Raw genomic sequence first — 16,893 nt, 5'->3', positions numbered from 1 at the left:
CCAGAGTCCGTTCATGCAGACCGAAACCAAGAAACCCGGCATCACCGCAGGCGGCGCCATCCTCGCCCGCCTGAAGGCGGTCGGTGTCGACTACATCTTCGCCAATTCCGGCACGGACTTCCCGCCGATCATCGAGGGGCTCGCGGAAGCCAAGGCCAAGCATATCCCCCTGCCGACCGCGATCGTCATCCCGCACGAGAACGCGGCGATGGGCATGGCGCATGGCTATTACCTCGCGACCGGCCGCGCTCAGGCCGTGATGGCGCACACCAATGTCGGCCTGGCGAATTGCGCGATCGGCGCGATCAACGCGGCGACCGAACATATCCCCGTCCTGATCTTCTCGGGCCGGACGCCGGTGGTCGAGCAGGGCCGCCTCGGCGCGCGCACCGTCCCGATCAGCTGGGGACAGGAGATGCGCGACCAGGCCGCGATGATCCGCGAATGCACCAAATGGGATTACGAGCTGAAGTTCCCGGAGCAGGCTGTCGACGTGGTCGACCGCGCCCATGCCATCGCGACGTCGCTACCGCGCGGCCCGGTCTATCTCAGCCTGCCGCGCGAGGTGTTGTGCGAACCCTGCCCGGCCGATGAACTGGAGAGGCCGAGCAGGATCGCTCCGGCAACCCTGGCCCCTCGCGCGGCCGATATCGATCAGGCCGCCGCGCTGCTGCGGGAGGCTGAGCGGCCGCTGATCATCGTGCAGCGCGGCGCCGGGGATGCGGAGGGGTTTGCGGCGCTGTCGCGGCTGGCGCAGGACTGGGGCATCCCCGTCTGCCAGTACTGGGCGATCCAGCTCGGCATCGCGACTGACCATCCGATGTCGGTCGGTGTCGATCCGGGCCCCTGGCTCGCCGAGGCCGATCTCGTGCTGGTGATCGACTGCCTCGCGCCCTGGTCGCCCGACATCCATAAGCTGCCGGCGGACTGCAAGGTCGTGCATATCGGACAGGACCCGCTCTATTCCCGCTTCCCGATCCGCAATTTCCAGGCCGATCTGTCGCTGCCGGGCGAGACCGGCGGGGTCATCGTGGCGCTCGAAGCAGCGGCACGTCCCGCCTGCGAGGGGACGGGCGAGAAGCGCGAGGCTCGTCGCAAAAAGGTCGCCGCCGCTGCCGCCAGGCGGCGCGAAGAGGTCTTGCGCAATGCGCGCACGCCGCGTGGCGAGCTGATGACCAAGGATTTCGTCAGCCAGTGCCTGTCCGAGGTGCTCGGCGACACGCCCGCCACGATCCTGTCGGAACTCGGGGCGCCGCTGGAACCCTTGACGCTGCGCGAGCCGGGCTCCTGGTATCAGGAGCCGCATTCGGGTGGGCTTGGCTGGTCGTTCCCGACCGGGCTGGGCTACAAGCTCGCCCAGCCCGAGCGGCTCGTGATCGCGACGATGGGCGATGGCTCCTACATGTTCGCCAACCCCGTCGCCTGCCACCAGATCGCCGAGGCAATGGCGATCCCGTTGCTGGTCCTCGTGCTGAACAACGAGGAATGGGGCGCGGTGCGGCAGTCGGTGACGGGCGTCTACCCGGAGGGTTACGCTGCCTCCAGCAACGAGATGCCGCTGGTCTCGCTCGCGCCGACGCCTGACTTCACCCGTGTTGCCGAGGCGAGCCGCGCCTGGACGGCCCGCGTCGCGAGCCATGACGAGCTGGCGAACGCGCTTCGGGCGGCGATCGAGCAGGTCACGGTGCATCGCCGCCAGGCGCTGGTCGAGATCCGGATCGCGCGCTGATGCCGCTCGTCAATGTCGAGGATTATCGCGCGGCCGCTCGCAGGCGGCTGCCGCGCTTCGTCTTCGACTATCTCGACGGCGGCGCGGAGGACGAGATCGCGCTGCGCCGCAACCGCGCCGCCTTCGAGGACCCGATCCTGACGCCGCGCGTCCTGAACCCGGTGGCACAGCGCGATCAGTCCGTCGGCTGGCTCGGCAAAAGACTGCCGACGCCGATCGTCATCGCGCCGACCGGCTTGAACGGCCTCTTCTGGCACGAGGGCGATCTGAAACTCGCGCGGGCCGCCCGGCGGTTAGGCATTCCGTTCACGCTCTCGACGGCGTCGAATGCATCGATCGAGCAGGTGGCGGCCACAGGCGCCGAATTCTGGTTCCAGCTCTATGTCATGCATCGCGCCCTGGCCGACGAGCTGGTGGACCGTGCCTTTGCGGCCGGCGCAAGCCAGCTCGTCCTGACCGTGGACGTCCCGGTCGGCGGCAAGCGCGAGCGTGACCTGCGCAATCGCTTCGTCATGCCCTTCCGGCTGCGGCCCGATACGCTGCTCGATATCGCTTGCCATCCGCGCTGGCTCTGGAGCGTCGGGCGCCATGGCGCGCCAGCGATGGGCAATCTCGGCGGTGCCGCCTCGAAAGATCCGAACGTCCAGGCGGCGCTGCTGTCGCGCAACATGGATGCGAGCTTTTCCTGGGACGATCTCGCCCGGCTGCGCGACCGCTGGCCGCGCCCGCTGCTGGTCAAGGGCATCCTCCACCCAGCCGATATCCGCCGCGCGGCCGAGATCGGCGTCGATGGCATCGTGCTGTCGAATCATGGCGGCCGGCAGCTCGATGCCGCCCCGGCACCACTCTCGCAGCTCGAGGAGGCGGTCTCGCCGGGCCTCCCCATCCTCTTGGACAGCGGCATCCGACGCGGCACGGATATCGTCAAGGCGCGCCTGGCCGGTGCCGATGCCGTGATGATCGGCCGCGCCGCCCTCTATGGCCTCGCGGTTGGCGGAGAGGACGGCGTCGTCGAGGTGGTGAAGCTGCTGCAATCCGAGATCGACCGGACGCAGGCCTTGATGGGGCTGCCGAATCTGAACGTCCGGTCTGCCGTTTGTGTGGGGGAACATAAATCTCTGACTCTCTCTGCAGGGATTTCCTCGCAATATCAATGGGTCTGGCCTTAAGGCATTTGATATTCTCTGACTCGCGAAACGCAGTTGCGAGACTCGATCTAGGGACCTTCGCAGAAGCCTGACTCATCGGAAAATCCCGCAAAATTTGGCTCTCCAGGGCTTCTCTGGCACGGGCATTCGGCCCGTTTAACGCCTAACGACCCGCGTCCAGGTTCGCGGGATGTCGGAGAAGACAGCCCCTATCGTGCAAATTGCAGCAGAACCATGCCTCAAGATCTCTGATTGATCGGGAAAACCTGACTCAAGGTGCTAGAGCGACGTGAAAAGCGGTTCTTCCAGCGCAGCCGAGATAGCGCTGCGCCTCCGCAGGCGACAGACCCATTCGGCTGGAGCGCGCGCGTTGGCCCTTTCCCTCGAACCGCCGCTCATCCGCTGCTGAGGAGGCCAAGAATGCTCTCTTGACTGCTCGCGCGCAGCTGGGCGATCGCCGGAGTGCTAGACCTTCAAATCGACTATCACGCGAAAGCGTGATTCATCGTCCTGAGTTCACTGGAAAAGCTATCCCGACACTGAGTTTGTCCGCAGAACTCGGACTCAGTGGCTTCGCCGACCGGAGAAAGCAGACCCCGATCAGCGAAAGAGCTTGTCGAGCGCTAGGCCGGTGTATCGCGATCATCTCGATCGAGCTCCTCGGCGATGGCTGAGCAAGTCGGAGCGGTCGGAAGCCCGGCGCTTGCCCGCCGAAACGCCCTCGAGGCAGGGGATTGCATGCCGGAGGTTGGCCGCACGGACCGTCGGCCAGGTCGACGGGAATTTCCAGTTCCGAAGGCGGCCGCTGATTTCGGCAGGGCCGCCTGCGCAAGCTGGAATCCCGTGATCACAAGGATACGGATGCTACCGACCCGACGATCGCTTCACGAGAAAGTTCGGCTCGTGAAGCCCAGCTGACGGAAAAAGATCACCTCGAAGGAGAGTACTTCCGCAGAAGCCAGACTCAAATCCGACTACAGCGGCAAAATCCTGACTCAGCCTAGTGCTCGCCACAGTGGAAAATCGGCTACCGTCTGCGAAGGCGTGCCCGAGGGATTGAGGGGCAAACCGGTATTTCTGCAGATTGAGCCACGGATAGCCGATCATTCCGCGCGCGCCTGATATCGTCCGGCACAGGTCATTGGAGAGAAGCATGTTCACCCACGTCATGATCGGCAGCAACGACTTGGAGCGGGCTCGCGCTTTCTACGACGCCACATTCGCCCCGCTGGGCGGGGAGCCCGGCGAGATGGATGCCCGAGGACGGCTGATCTATGCCACGAGGGCGGCCGGCTGATGATCACGAAGCCGATTGACGGCAATCCTGCGACGTCGGCCAACGGCGGGACAATTGGCATCGCCGCTGCGAGCCGTGACCATGTCCTCGCTTGGCACCAGGCCGGCACCTCGCATGGCGGGACAGCGATCGAGAGCCCACCCAGCGAGCGTCCGAACGGAGCTTTTGTGGCCTACCTTCGCGACCCCGACGGCAACAAGCTCACCGCCCGCACCCAGGCGACGAAGTAACCAAAGTCGGCCTCGCGGTGACCCGTTCGCAGCAAATAGTGGTCTCTCCGCGCAGACCTTCCCCAGAAATCGGACTCTTGGTCTCCAAGAGGCGAGAAATCCGGACTCCGCGGAGAAGGCCGAAGCTTTAGAAGTCCAGTGACGGCGGTAGAAGGACTGTGGCACACCGTCTCGTCGGCTCCTATCGTGACCAGCTTTCAGAGGGTGCAGGGGTAGACACCGACGAACTCCCGCAGGCCTTTCGGAGTGAAACATGTTCACGCACATCATGATCGGCAGCAACGACCTGGAGCGATCCAAGGCCTTCTACGACGCAACATTCGTCGCGTTGGGAGGCCAGCCCGGTGAGGTGGATGCCAGAGGCAGGCTGATCTACTCTCACAGCGGCGGCAGGCTGATGATCACGACCCCAATCGACGGCAATCCGGCCACCTTCGCTAACGGCGGCACGATTGGCATCGCGGCGGCTAGCAGAGAGTATGTTCAGGCCTGGCACGATGCCGGAGAGGCGCATGGCGGAAAATCGATCGAAACCCCGCCGAGCGAGCGGCCCAACGGTGCCTTCGTCGCATACCTTCGCGACCCTGATGGGAACAAGCTGACAGTGCGCTCCCAACCGACCAAGTAAGTGCTGCGGTTGCTCTGATTGATGTGACCTTCGCTTTCAGGAAACGACTTACGAGAGGTCGCCTTCCGGAGATAATCGCTCGCTTCGAGCGGCATTGCCGCATCGAGTGTACGCTCGCCTGACGTTCGGCGGCGCTGGTCGGCAATCCGGTCCTCCTACCCGTTCACAACCGTACCACCATTCGGGTGTAGCACCTGGCCCGACATGTAGCTGGAATCGTCGCATGCCAGGAACAGGAAGCTCGGCGCAACCTCGTTCGGCTGACCAGGTCGTTTCATCGGCGTGCTCTCACCAAAGTGCTTCAGCTTCTCCGGGCTTGCTCCGCCCATCGGGTTGAGAGGCGTCCAGATCGGCCCTGGGGCAACTGCATTTACGCGTATCCCCTTCCCAACCAGGTTCTCTGAAAGGGCTCGCGTGAACGAGGTGATCGCGCCCTTCGTCGAGCTGTAATCGAGCAACTCGCTGGAACCCTGGTAGCTGGTGATCGATGTGCAGTTGACGATGACGGCGCCACTTTTCAGATGCGGACGTGCCGCCTGCGTCATGAAAAACATCCCGAAGATGTTGGTCTGGAAAGTGCGGCGAAGCTGCTCCTCGGTGATGTCGGTGATATCCTTGTCCGGGTGCTGCTCGCCGGCATTGTTGACCAGAATGTCGATCTGCCCGAACTGCTCGATCGTCCGGGACACGGCGGTCTTGCAGAACGACTTCTCGCCGATATCGCCAGCGATTGCGATGGCTCGCCGACCCTCCTGCTCAACGATGCGCACCGTCTCTTTGGCATCGTCATGTTCGCTCAGGTATACGATCGCGACGTTCGCCCCTTCGCGAGCGTAAAGCGCGGCAACCGCGCGGCCGATGCCGCTGTCCGCCCCCGTGATGAGCGCGACCTTTCCTTTGAGGCGATCACTTCCCGGATAGCGCGGCTGCCATTCCGGCTTCGGCGTCAGCGCGGATTCGTGGCCCGGGAGGCCACTTTCGTGAATCATGGCGTCTTTGGAGGACATTTGGCGTTCCTTGGGTCGGGCCGCGGCGCAGCCGCCAGCCACTCGCCCCCCAGCGCGTTGTCGACGAACTGCCTCGGCCAGGACTAGTTCCCCGGACGCTTTGCGGCCGAGAATGGGGTCAAGACACGACCTTGGCGAGGTCGGTTTGTGGAGCTTCACCCGCTTCGACGGGCATCGCGGCATCCATGATCTGCGTTGCCAGCCCGACGTCGGGCTCTTCTACACGGACAGAGACCACAGACCGACCCCGCGCGTGTTCGCTGGCGTGACGTTCGGCGTCACTCGCTGGTACGCCGGCATCGACCAGCGCGCCCAGAACGCCTCCTGCCAACGCGCCGGTCACCGCGCCGGACAGGAACCAGCCGGTCGCAATGATCGGACCCACCCCCGGAATGGTCAGGGCCCCCAAACCCAGTGCGAGCCCGGTCGCAGCACCCGCAGCACCTCCGACGCCCGCTGCCGCAGCCGTATTGTCGTCACCGCCAGCCTGCTGTCCAAGCAGGCCGATCCTCTCAGGCTGAATGCCAGCCTCAGCCAGCCGGACCACGACATTTCGCGCGTCTTCGAACGTCTCGTATGTTCGGGTGATCGTCTGGACTTGAAGCATTCTGGCCTCCCTGTTTGCGAGAAGGGCGAGCCCCGAAGGACCCGCCCACCCAATTCGCACTACGACGGTGGTTAGTGCTGGCCGCCCTTGCGACCTGCTTCCGACGCGCGCTCGCGGTCATTGGCAAAGTTGCCCGATCCGCCACGCTCGGTGCCGTGCGATCCGCTCTGGTGGCGATCGCTACTCGACGCGGACTGCTGCCCGCGTTGGTTCTGCTGGCCGTGCTCGCCTCCCTTCTTGCCCGCCTCGCGGGCCTTGTCGGGATTGTTGGCGAAGCCTTGGTTATGAGCCATCACTCGCTCCATAGGTTGCTCTCCGAGGAGCCGGAGAATCTCGGTTTGAGGTGAGTTGACCGACTGATCGGTCTTAGACTGAACGACCGAGGCGCAGAGCTGTTCCAACTTCGTTTCAGTGATGAGCTCCGCGACTCGGGCACCACCGGCCGGCCGCGGTTTCTTGGTCTCGGGACAGGGATCAATCGTGCTCGGTCCGTGCACCTTCATGCCCTGCTTTCAGGCCAGCTGACCGATCGCGATTTTGCCAGATGGCAAGGTCTAAAGAGCCTCTTGAAGCTCCCCTTGCCCCACCCAAATTCATGCCGCGCGACCCGCGCCAATCGAAAGGAACGTATGGAGACATAGCGATGAGCCAGCCATTGACCGCGCCCTTACCGCCCGCTCGCCCGGACACGAAAGACGCAGCCCTTGACCGGCTATTACATCCGAGCCGATTTTATGAACGACCTCGCGATGTGCTAAATGACAAGGCGCTTTCAAACGCCGAGAAGCGGGCAATCTTGTCGTCATGGGCGTCCGACGCGTGTGCCGTGGAATCATGTCCCGCACTACGACATCCATACTTCGCCGCTCGACCAGTTGGCTTCGACGAGGTCATGAGTGCGTTGGCTGAGCTCGACAGCAGTGACGTCTTCGAACGGCTTGGCCATGAGGGCGCGAGCGGAAGTGCCACGCCCGGAACCCTCGTCTACGTATGAGGAGGTTCACGTGTCTCACGTCGCATCTCATCGGTACCGGCGGCATTTGGACAAAGCCGACTGGGCTCGCTTCAAAGCGCTGGCGATGCTGGCCGGAGCCAGCGCGTTCATCCTCGCGATCATCATGACATAGCAAAAGCCCCGCCAAGCTGGCGGGGCAGATCCCGTTGGGCGCTCGGTTTGGCCGGACAAGCCTCGCGGACGCGCCGAAGCAGGCCAAGAAAAATCGAAAGGAGCCCCTTGAAGAGCCGCCAAGCAGCTCCAAAATCGATTTCTGCCGATCGCCTTTTCAAGGGATCGGACGGTCAGCCGACGTAAGATATATCGTCGGCGTGGCTCACCTTGTACCCATGTTGCTCAAAGGAGGATGTGGTTATGAGCAGCGTTTTTGATTTCTCTCCTCTTTACCGGTCGAGCATCGGCTTCGACCGCATATTCGGAGCGCTTGAAACAGCCAGCCGCTTGAACACGGCAGGAAACTGGCCCCCCTACGACATCGTCAAGACGAGTGCTGACGACTATCGCATCACGATGGCCGTCGCGGGCTTCTCGCAGGACGAGCTCACGATCACGCAGGAGCCAAACCTGCTGATCGTCTCCGGAAAGAAGGCCGGCCAGGATAACGGCCACTACTTGCACCACGGCATCGCCGAGCGCGTCTTCCAGCGCCGCTTCGAGCTGGCGGATCATGTCAAGATCGTGGCCGCTAACCTCGAAAACGGAATGCTGACGGTCGATCTCAAGCGTGAGCTGCCGGAGGAAATGAAGCCGCGTCGGATCAAGATCGGAAGCGGCACGACCTCGACGCGTGGAGAGGCCCCGCAGATTGAATCGGACAAACGCGCCGCCTGAGAGGACTGCCATAATGATCCCAAGTCGCCGGGCGGATAAGCGCGGCGACTTGGGCGACACGTTCGTCGAAGCGCAGCTGTAAGAGCCGCGGCAGCCCGATCATCGAAAATCCCGCGTCTTCACCTTGATCGTGTCGATGTGCAGATCCGGGATGTAGATGTCGCGCGTCCGCATTCCTTTCGGCGGTAGATCGCGGGGGTCCGGGGTTGGCGAGCCATGGTGGAATTCGTCTCCACGTCCGTGAGGAAGCGGGAATGGCTGATCCTGTTTGCCAACGCCGGCGAGGTCGGCAGACAGGTCGGTGAGCCTTTGTGCCACCAGATGCACGACCTCTCCCTCACGCTGGATGCGTCCGCGCACCGCGACCATCCCGGCCGACAGGATCGTTCGGCGAAAGCGCTCGAACACTTTCGGCCAGACGACAAGATTGGCGATCCCGCTCTCGTCTTCGAGGGTGATGAACATCACGCCCTTGGCCGAGCCCGGCCGCTGCCTCACAAGCACGATGCCGGCGGCTTCCAGCCAGCGTCCATCGCGCGCGTCCATTGCGGCCTGACAGCTGACAATGCCCCTCCGCCGAAGATCCTCCCGCAGGAAGGAGACTGGATGATCGCGAAGCGATAGCCCGACATGGCGATAGTCCTCCACTACATCTCCGCCGGTCGCCATCGGCCGGAGCGCGATGGCAGGCTCGGGCGCTTCATCGGCTTTTCGATCCGCCGTGGCCGCGAACAAGGGCAGCGGCTCGTCGCGCAGAACCCGGATTGCCCAGAGCGCCTCCCGCCGTGCCAGGCCGAGGCTGGGGCGGAACCCGTCCGCCTCGGCAATCTGGGCTAAAGCCGCGACGGGGACGCGAGCCCGGCGCCAGAGGTCCTCGATCGACTCGAATGGTAGACGGGCGCGGGCCGTGACGATCGCGGCGGCATGGCCGTTGGCGAGACCCTTCACCATCCGGAGCCCCAGGCGAACGGCGAACTGCCTCTCATCGCCGGTCGGCTCAAGCGTGCAGTCCCATCGAGACGCGTTCGCGCACACGGGCCGAACCTCAACGCCGTGGTCGCGGGCATCGCGCACGATCTGCGCCGGCGCGTAGAAGCCCATGGGCTGGCTGTTCAGGAGCGCGGCGCAAAACACGTCCGGATGCCAGCACTTCAGCCAGGCCGAGGCGTAGGCGATCAGAGCGAAGGAGGCCGCGTGGCTCTCCGGGAAACCGTAGGAGCCGAAGCCTTCGAGCTGCCGGAAGGTCTGCTCGGCGAACTCGGCCTCGTAACCGTTGGCGACCATGCCGGCGACGAGCTTCTCCTTGAACTTCGACACGCCGCCCGTGAACTTGAAGGTCGCCATGCTCTTGCGCAGCATGTCTGCCTCGCCGGGCGTGAAGCCGGCGCATTCGATCGCCACGCGCATCGCCTGCTCCTGGAAGAGCGGCACGCCGAGCGTCTTGCCCAGAACCTTCTCCAGCTCGGGCTTGGGATAATGGACCGGCTCGCGGCCCTCACGCCGGCGCAGATAGGGATGGACCATGTCGCCCTGGATGGGACCGGGACGCACGATCGCGACCTGCACGACCAGGTCATAGTAGCTGCGGGGCTTGAGCCGCGGCAGCATCGACATCTGCGCGCGGCTCTCGATCTGAAATGTGCCGAGCGTGTCGGCCTTCCGGATCATCGCGTAGGTCCGTGGATCCTCGGCCGGGATGGAGGCCAGGTCGAGCGTGATACCCTTGTGATCGGCGAGCATGTCCAGGCCTCGCTTCATGCAGGTCAGCATGCCCAGCGCGAGGACGTCGACCTTCATGAACTTCAGCGCGTCGATATCGTCCTTGTCCCATTCGATGACCTGACGATCAGCCATTGCCGCTGGCTCGATCGGGACAAGGTCGTCGAGGCGGTCATGCGTGAGGACGAACCCGCCGGGATGCTGCGAGAGGTGTCGCGGGGTGCCATGAAGCTGGCGGGCGAGATCGAGCGCCAGGCGCAGCCGTCGGTCGGCAAGGTTGAGGTTGAGCTCCTTGACGTGTCGCTTCTCGACGCCCTCCTCGGACCAGGCCCAGACCTGTGAAGAGAGCGTCCCGATCAGGTCCTCGGGCAGGCCCAGCGCCTTGCCGACGTCGCGCAAGGCACCTTTGGTTCGGTAGCGGATGACGGTCGAGCACAGGGCCGCGTGATCCCGGCCATAGGTGTCGAACACCCACTGCATGACGATCTCGCGGCGCTCATGCTCGAAGTCGACATCAATGTCGGGCGGCTCACGACGCTCCTCCGAGACGAAGCGCTCGAACAGCAGGTCGTTGCGCCCCGGGTCGATCGAGGTGATACCGAGCACGAAGCAGACGGCCGAGTTTGCCGCCGAGCCACGACCTTGGCAGAGGATGTCGCGCGAGCGGGCAAAACGGACGATCGCGTTCACTGTTAGGAAGTATGGCGCGTAGCCGAGCCTCTCGATGAGCGTCAGCTCGTGGTTCAGGCTTGCCCGGACGCTTTCGGACAGACCCTCGGGATAGCGTTGCGCAGCGCCCTCCCAGGTTAGCTTGGCCAAGGTCTCCTGCGATGTCAGCGTGGGATCGTCGCGCTCCTCCGGGTATTGATAGGCGAGTTCGTCGAGCGAGAACCGGCATCGATCGGCGATCTGCAGCGTCCGGGCCAAGGCCTCGGGATAGCGCGCGAAGAGCCGATGCATCTCCTCCGGCGGCTTCAGATAGCGGTCGGCATGGCGCTCGCGCCGATCGCCGAGGGCGTCGATCGTGACGTTGTGGCGGATGCAGGTAACGACGTCCTGCAGGATCCGCCGTGCCGGCTCGTGGAAGAGCACGTCGTTGGTCACGACCGTGGGCACGCGCATTTGGGTAGCAAGGTTCGATAGCTCATGCAGGCGAAGGTGATCATTCGGCCGCCGCCGCAATGACAGTGCGAGATAGGCACGGTCGCCAAGTCCTTCCCGGAGTCGGCGGAGGCGAAACGCACAGTCGTCATCGGCCAGGTCGGGTATCAGGACAGCGATCAGCGCTTCTGCATGGGCAGCGACGTCCGACCATTCGAGGTGGCATCGCCCCTTGCCCCCGCGCTCCTTGCCGACGGAGAGGAGCCGGCACAGCCGAGAATAGCTCGCCCGGTCGGTGGGATAGACCAGCAGCGACATGCCGTCGGTGAGATCGAGGCGGCAGCCGACGATCAGCCTGACGCCGGTCGTCTTTGCGGCCTCATGCGCTCGGACGATCCCGGCCAGCGAATTGCGGTCAGCGACGGCGAGCGCCTCGATGCCGAGCAGTGCTGCTTGGGCAAAGAGCTCCTCGGCCGACGAGGCGCCGCGCAGAAAACTGAAATGGCTGGTGACCTGCAGCTCGACATAACGGGCGCTCATCCGAACACACCGTGTAGGAACCAGCGGTGCGATCCGGTGGCGACGTTCTCGCCATCGCCGGCGCGGTACAGCCAGTAGCGCTCACCAGCATCATCTTCGACCCGGAAATAGTCGCGCACAGCCTCCATCTCGGCTTCGCGCTTCCACCACTCGCCGAACACGCGCTCGGGCCCATCCGCGCGACGGACGCGCCGGCGGATGCCGCGCCAGCTGAACCAGGCCGGCGGATGGTCCGGCAGCAGCGCCATGGTCTCGACCGGCTCCGGTCGCGGCAGCAGCCTCGCCGGCCGCGGCCAGTGGCCGGGCCAGACCGCGCCGGTTTCCTCGGTCAGCGCTGCCACGCGACGAACTGAGCGCTCGGGCACATCGCTGGCGACAGGGGTTAGGCGATAGACAGCGCGCTCGCCTACGCGGTTGGCGAGGATGTCAATGAGGCCGGAAACGTCACCGTAGGCCTCCTCGACCAGGCAGTTCACGGCTTGCTTCCGTTCGAGCGGCTCGGCGAGCGTCGCCGCTAAAGCCATAATCTCGATGCCGAACCCGGGCTCGATCACCTCGATCTTCTCGCAAAGGAGCCGCGTCAACGGCTTGACCTGACAGACCGGCTTAGCGAGTCCGACCCGAACCGTCTGAAGGCCGCCATCGAGGCGATGACAAACGAGATCGAGCCGCCGAGCGCCAAGGCCACGCTCCTCGAGACGCTCACAGAGCTGTGCAACCAGCTTTCCGACGTAACGCGCGATCGTCTCCGGCGCGCCGATCGGCTCGGCAAAGGCGCGCCGAACTTCGACCAAGTCAGGCGGCCGGATCGCGATGATTGGCTCTGCGATTTCACCGAGTGCCTGGCTCAATCGGCGGGCGATCTCGGGACCAAACCGCAAGATGAGCGGGGAACGCGGCTGAGTGAACAGGTCACCAGCCGTCTCGAAGCCGAGGACCCGCAGCTCAGCAGCAATGTTCGCTGGCAGCCGCAAACATTCCAGCGGTAGAAGCTGCAGCGGATGGCCCTTGTGCCCGGCCGGAGAGACGATGGTCGACCCCGAAACGTAGCGAGCGAGGGCGTGGGCGGCGCCCCAGCTATCGGCGATGGCAGCCTTCGCCTCGACGCCCGACATGGCCAATCGGCCGACGATGGCGGTCAGCATATCGGCTTCACCGCCATGGAGGCGGTCGGCGCCCGTCGTGTCGATGACGATGCCATTGGGCGGGTCCGGCGCAACGATCGGGGCTACGCGCTGGTGCAGCCAGATCGCCAACCGCTCCAACTCTTGCGCATCTGCAGCGGGATTTGCCTCCTCGACCAGCAGGCCAGGCACAAGCGCCTGCGCTTTCGTCGCCGGCGTGCCGACGCGGAGCCCGGCGGCAAGCGCAGCGGCGTTCGCTGCCTGCACCAACCTCCTGCTTCCGTCGCGAACGATGAGGACGAGCGGTGCCTCAGGCGGAGGCGCCGCGTCGCCAGCCATCCGCCGGAACCGATCGATCGACCAGTTCGGGAGGAAGACCGAGACGACCCGTGTCATCGCATGCCTCCAGCTCAAAATCTGCGCTTTCGCCTGCCCGGGCCCGAATCAATTCAACAAGCCAGCGTGACCGCCCTACCCCCGGCACCGGCAGCGCTGTCGATGGAAGCACCGAAACCCGCCATCGGGTCATCGCCGCCGTGGGCTGACCAAAATCAGAGGCGTCGACCTCGCGTCGCCATCGTCGCAGCGCGATGCCGATAGCACCTGTCCCCTCCGCGGCGAGCTGAAGGCGACGCGACGCTGTCATGGACAAGCGGGCTACCTCGCCGACGACGGAGCCCAGCCCGCCATGGCGCAGGCCCTCTTCCATGCAGGCGAGCACCGTTTTGTCATCGCCGGCCTCGACGTAGATCACGCGGTCAGGGATCAACCCCGCCTGCGCCATCGCCGGCGCGAACAGATCGGCTCGGGTGAGGCACCAGAGCACCTTGCCGCGACTCCTCGCGGCAACCCCGGCGCTGAACAATGCCGCCGCTGCACCGTCAATCGCGCCGTTGCCGCCGCCCGCGACCTCATGCAGTGCTCCTAGCGCGAGGCCTCCACCAGGCAAGCGTGAGTCGACCGTCGCGATACCGAACGGCAGCACCGTCCGGCCGCGGGCGCCTCGGCCCTCGATCCGCTCGATCTGGTCGCGGAGCGACTGAAATAACGGCTGTGGCCGCAACGGACTTTACCTGCTAGAACGACACCTGATGTTCCTCTTATGTTCTCAGCGAGAGGCTGAGAGTCAAGCTCGTTGTTTGGCGGGAACACAGCGACGCGACGGGAGGTTGCCGAGAAGCAGCCTGTGCATCCGAGCAGGAGAACCAAATGTCCGAGGATCCAACCGAAATCGTCCAGCAGTCATACGAGGTGGTCGCCTGGCGAGGGCTCGCGCTAGCCCTTCTGGCGCAGATCCTGGTTCCAGCGCCGGAGAACGAGGAGGAGTGCTCCCAGTTCCTTCACACCGTGCTGGCAGATATTCTCGATCAGACGGTCAACAGCGAAGCCATGCCTGCAGAACTTGATCGAAGCACCTTGCGCGCCGAATTGGAAGGCGTGAACAAACGGCTCCGGGAGGAGCTCGCTGAAGCGCAACTCGATCGACAAAAGCTCCGAAAAGAGTGGCTTAAGTCGGGAGGTAACTGATCACCCACAGCGGATCGACGACCTTCAGGACGCCCACGTCTAAGGAGCAACGTATTTGCCGCAGCCACCAGGAATGTAGAAGCTGGGAACACGCGATTGATCCATGCAATTAATTCCGGACCCGCAATCCTGAGCAGAGCATTATGTGAAGCGCATCTCAACGCACATCGCGGAGTGGCCTCTTCCATCAACGGCCACCCTTGGGTCGTCGATCCGCGCCAAGGGAATCGAGCGCGAAATCAGGCGGCGGCTTCCTTGGTCAATGCGGAAGCATTTCACGGTCGAAACCGGCAAAGCGATCCTTCACATGCCGGACGCCGAAGCTGTTGAGTTTGACGCTCTGTCTGCGATCGTAGCGGATATGTTGGCCGAAATTGCCGAGTTGCCAATCCTCCCCAGCGAGGCCGAGGATATTCTCTCCATTTCATCTCGCGAGCGTCATAAGTGGCTCGACGACGGCCGGCTCCAGAGCGCGGGGACAAAGACGGTCAAGCTACGTGGTCGGGCCAAGGCCGTCACTTTTCACGTGTTCACCCCAGGCTTCATCGAGCATGTCCTCGATAGCGGCCTGCCGGAAATCTGGCGGGAAGAGGATATCGCAACGACAGCGGAGAACCGGCGGCGAGCAGCTGGAAAAGCGGCTTTGACGCGCGCGGGCAAGCGTTCGGCCAAATCCCGTGAGGCAGCGCCCGGCCCGGACGAACAGGAAACCGGCCTCGACGGCTGGGAAGAGTTTGAGGCTGAAGGTCTGCTTCGGTGAGTATGCCGCCCCGAACGGGCGGGTAAAAAAGCTACTCAGCTGTCGCCTGAACCTGTCGGGTTGAGCGACACCTGATTTGTTCAAGTCCTTCATGCGGCAGGATCGCAGTCTCTTTCACGCGGCGGCTAAGCTGGCAATTGCGGCTGCCACACCACCCGAGCCGTGCGGGATTTCTTTGGCCTGAAGCGCCATCTCAACGGCTCCGAGAGCTCCAATAAGTGCCGCGGCGTTGAAATGACCCATGTGGGCGATCCGGAAGGCCTTGCCGTGATAATCTCCAATCCCGAGGCCGAGCGTTACGCCACAGACGTCGCGTGCGAAGGCTGTGATGACGCTTACGTCGACGCCAGGCGTTAACACAGCTGTCACAGACGGCGCTCGGTCTGCCCCATCAGTCACTCCGAAGGTGAGAGCCTGACCACTCGACCAGAGATCCACGGCAGCATGCGTCGCCTTGGCAAGGGCGGCGTGGCGGCGCCAGATCGCCTCCAGCCCTTCCTCGAAGATCATGTCGAGCGCAGCACGCTGTCCAAAGAGGAGATGCTCCGGCGCAGTGCCGCAATGCTTCATATAGGCCAGCACGTTCATCCGGCCGCTCCAATCCCAATAGCCAGTGCGCAGATCGGCGCGCTTGTGCGCGGCAAGAGCCTTCTCGTTGGCCGCGACAAAGGCGAGGCCTGGCGAGGACATGAGGCCCTTCTGCGAGGCTGAGACGCTGATGTCGATGCGCCAGGCATCCATCTCGAATTCCATGCAACCGAGGGAGGCAATGGCATCGACCATGAACAGAGCGGGGTGGCCGGCGGCGTCGATGGCCCTGCGAATGGCCGGAATATCGTTGACGATGCCTGCTGCGGTATCGATCTGGACCACCATCACCGCTTTGATCGTGTGCTGCGTGTCAGAACGCAGCCGGGCCTCGACCGCGGCTGGATCGACGGCCCGGCGCCAACTGCCGGGGAGCATCTCGACATCGACGCCCATAAAGCGGGCCATCTCGCCCCAACCGACGGCGAAGCGGCCGCTTTCCAGCACCAGAACCCTGTCGCCTCGCGACAGAACATTGCTGAAGGCCGCCTCCCATCCACCATGGCCGTTGGCGGCGTAAACGAAGGTTTCGCCGCCAGTCCGGAAGACGCGCTTGAGATCGGAGAGAACCGTTTCGGTCAGGCTGACGATGCTGTCGGAACTGAGTTCCTCAGCCGGCCGCATCATCGCCTGAAGCACACGATCGGGAATGTTAGTGGGGCCTGGCATGGCGAGCAGCGGCCGGCCATTAGCGAGCGACATGCCGAATCCTCAGAACGGTAAAATCACCACAGCAGAAATCCGCCAAGCGCGTTTCCCGGGCAAGCGCATGCGCGCATTGCCCGGCATCTCGCTCTGCATGACGCGGGGGCGCACTCGACCGTCAGTGTGTCCAAAAATCTCTCTATGGTGCGTCCGAGCTGTATCTCCGGTTCAGCTCTCCGCTGTCGTCGCAGCTGGCCCCGAAAACTGGCAAGGCGAGAGTGACTGATATCGTTGCTTGACATGAAATACGCGTGGTATACCGTTGGAATAACAATAACGTTTGGGGCGCGGCTGGGTTGCCACGTCGATGAACGGCGAGGAAGCAAAGCGAGGGTTT

The 16,893-nt window shown here is 64.0% G+C and carries 13 protein-coding genes and 1 pseudogene; 7 read left to right on the top strand and 7 right to left on the bottom strand.

The genetic code is table 11. The features are described from left to right. The first annotated feature begins 13 nt into the window (after nt 1-13). The 4 genes and pseudogenes from CE453_RS02095 (at nt 14) to CE453_RS02080 (ending at nt 5,032) form a co-directional block, all read left to right on the top strand. Complete coding sequence (locus tag CE453_RS02095; RefSeq protein WP_089177640.1) at nt 14-1,729, top strand: thiamine pyrophosphate-requiring protein; 1,716 nt, start codon at nt 14-16, stop codon at nt 1,727-1,729. Further along, complete coding sequence (locus CE453_RS02090; RefSeq protein ID WP_089173088.1) at nt 1,729-2,898, top strand: alpha-hydroxy-acid oxidizing protein; 1,170 nt, start codon at nt 1,729-1,731, stop codon at nt 2,896-2,898. The genes CE453_RS02095 and CE453_RS02090 overlap by 1 nt, the downstream gene beginning before the upstream one ends. A gap of 1,132 nt (nt 2,899-4,030) precedes the next feature. After that, a pseudogene (locus CE453_RS02085) lies at nt 4,031-4,404 on the top strand (VOC family protein). Between the two features lie 253 nt (nt 4,405-4,657). Beyond that, nucleotides 4,658-5,032, top strand: coding sequence for a VOC family protein (locus CE453_RS02080; RefSeq protein WP_089173087.1), 375 nt, complete (start codon nt 4,658-4,660; stop codon nt 5,030-5,032). A gap of 155 nt (nt 5,033-5,187) precedes the next feature. On the opposite strand, the gene CE453_RS02075 is transcribed toward CE453_RS02080, so the two are convergent. The 3 genes from CE453_RS02075 to CE453_RS29605 form a co-directional block, all read right to left on the bottom strand. Next, nucleotides 5,188-6,039: a glucose 1-dehydrogenase gene (locus CE453_RS02075; protein ID WP_089173086.1), complete on the bottom strand. Its 852-nt coding sequence runs from the start codon at nt 6,037-6,039 to the stop codon at nt 5,188-5,190. A 118-nt stretch (nt 6,040-6,157) separates the two neighbouring features. Beyond that, nucleotides 6,158-6,646, bottom strand: coding sequence for a hypothetical protein (locus tag CE453_RS02070; RefSeq protein WP_089173085.1), 489 nt, complete (start codon nt 6,644-6,646; stop codon nt 6,158-6,160). Between the two features lie 71 nt (nt 6,647-6,717). Beyond that, nucleotides 6,718-7,149, bottom strand: coding sequence for a con-10 family general stress protein (locus tag CE453_RS29605; protein WP_472840971.1), 432 nt, complete (start codon nt 7,147-7,149; stop codon nt 6,718-6,720). A gap of 866 nt (nt 7,150-8,015) precedes the next feature. On the opposite strand from CE453_RS29605, the gene CE453_RS02055 reads away from it, so the two are divergent. Then, nucleotides 8,016-8,492 carry an Hsp20 family protein gene (locus tag CE453_RS02055; protein ID WP_089173083.1) on the top strand — a complete coding sequence of 159 codons (477 nt, stop codon included), beginning with the start codon at nt 8,016-8,018 and terminating at the stop codon, nt 8,490-8,492. A 99-nt stretch (nt 8,493-8,591) separates the two neighbouring features. Here CE453_RS02055 and CE453_RS02050 read toward each other — a convergent pair whose 3' ends face one another. From CE453_RS02050 to CE453_RS02040, 3 genes are read right to left on the bottom strand one after another with little or no spacing between them, the layout of a single operon-like run. Continuing rightward, nucleotides 8,592-11,852 carry an error-prone DNA polymerase gene (locus CE453_RS02050; RefSeq protein WP_089173082.1) on the bottom strand — a complete coding sequence of 1,087 codons (3,261 nt, stop codon included), beginning with the start codon at nt 11,850-11,852 and terminating at the stop codon, nt 8,592-8,594. After that, complete coding sequence (locus CE453_RS02045) at nt 11,849-13,372, bottom strand: Y-family DNA polymerase (RefSeq protein WP_089173081.1); 1,524 nt, start codon at nt 13,370-13,372, stop codon at nt 11,849-11,851. The genes CE453_RS02050 and CE453_RS02045 overlap by 4 nt, the downstream gene beginning before the upstream one ends. Continuing rightward, complete coding sequence (locus CE453_RS02040; protein ID WP_089173080.1) at nt 13,287-14,039, bottom strand: ImuA family protein; 753 nt, start codon at nt 14,037-14,039, stop codon at nt 13,287-13,289. Before CE453_RS02040 ends, CE453_RS02045 begins: the two co-directional genes overlap by 86 nt. A gap of 146 nt (nt 14,040-14,185) precedes the next feature. Between CE453_RS02040 and CE453_RS02035 the strand changes: the two genes are divergently transcribed. Continuing rightward, nucleotides 14,186-14,503, top strand: a complete 318-nt coding sequence (locus CE453_RS02035) for a hypothetical protein (RefSeq protein WP_089173079.1) — start codon at nt 14,186-14,188, stop codon at nt 14,501-14,503. A 145-nt stretch (nt 14,504-14,648) separates the two neighbouring features. After that, on the top strand, nt 14,649-15,263 hold the full coding sequence (locus CE453_RS02030; RefSeq protein WP_089173078.1) for a hypothetical protein: 615 nt from the start codon (nt 14,649-14,651) through the stop codon (nt 15,261-15,263). A gap of 114 nt (nt 15,264-15,377) precedes the next feature. Here the strand turns inward: CE453_RS02030 and CE453_RS02025 are convergent, their stop codons facing one another. Further along, complete coding sequence (locus CE453_RS02025) at nt 15,378-16,553, bottom strand: pyridoxal-phosphate-dependent aminotransferase family protein (protein ID WP_089173077.1); 1,176 nt, start codon at nt 16,551-16,553, stop codon at nt 15,378-15,380. Nucleotides 16,554-16,893 lie beyond the last annotated feature (340 nt).

It is taken from the genome of Bosea sp. AS-1 (assembly GCF_002220095.1).
Taxonomy (GTDB): Bacteria; Pseudomonadota; Alphaproteobacteria; order Rhizobiales; family Beijerinckiaceae; genus Allobosea.
This window is presented reverse-complemented; position numbering and strand designations above follow the sequence as displayed.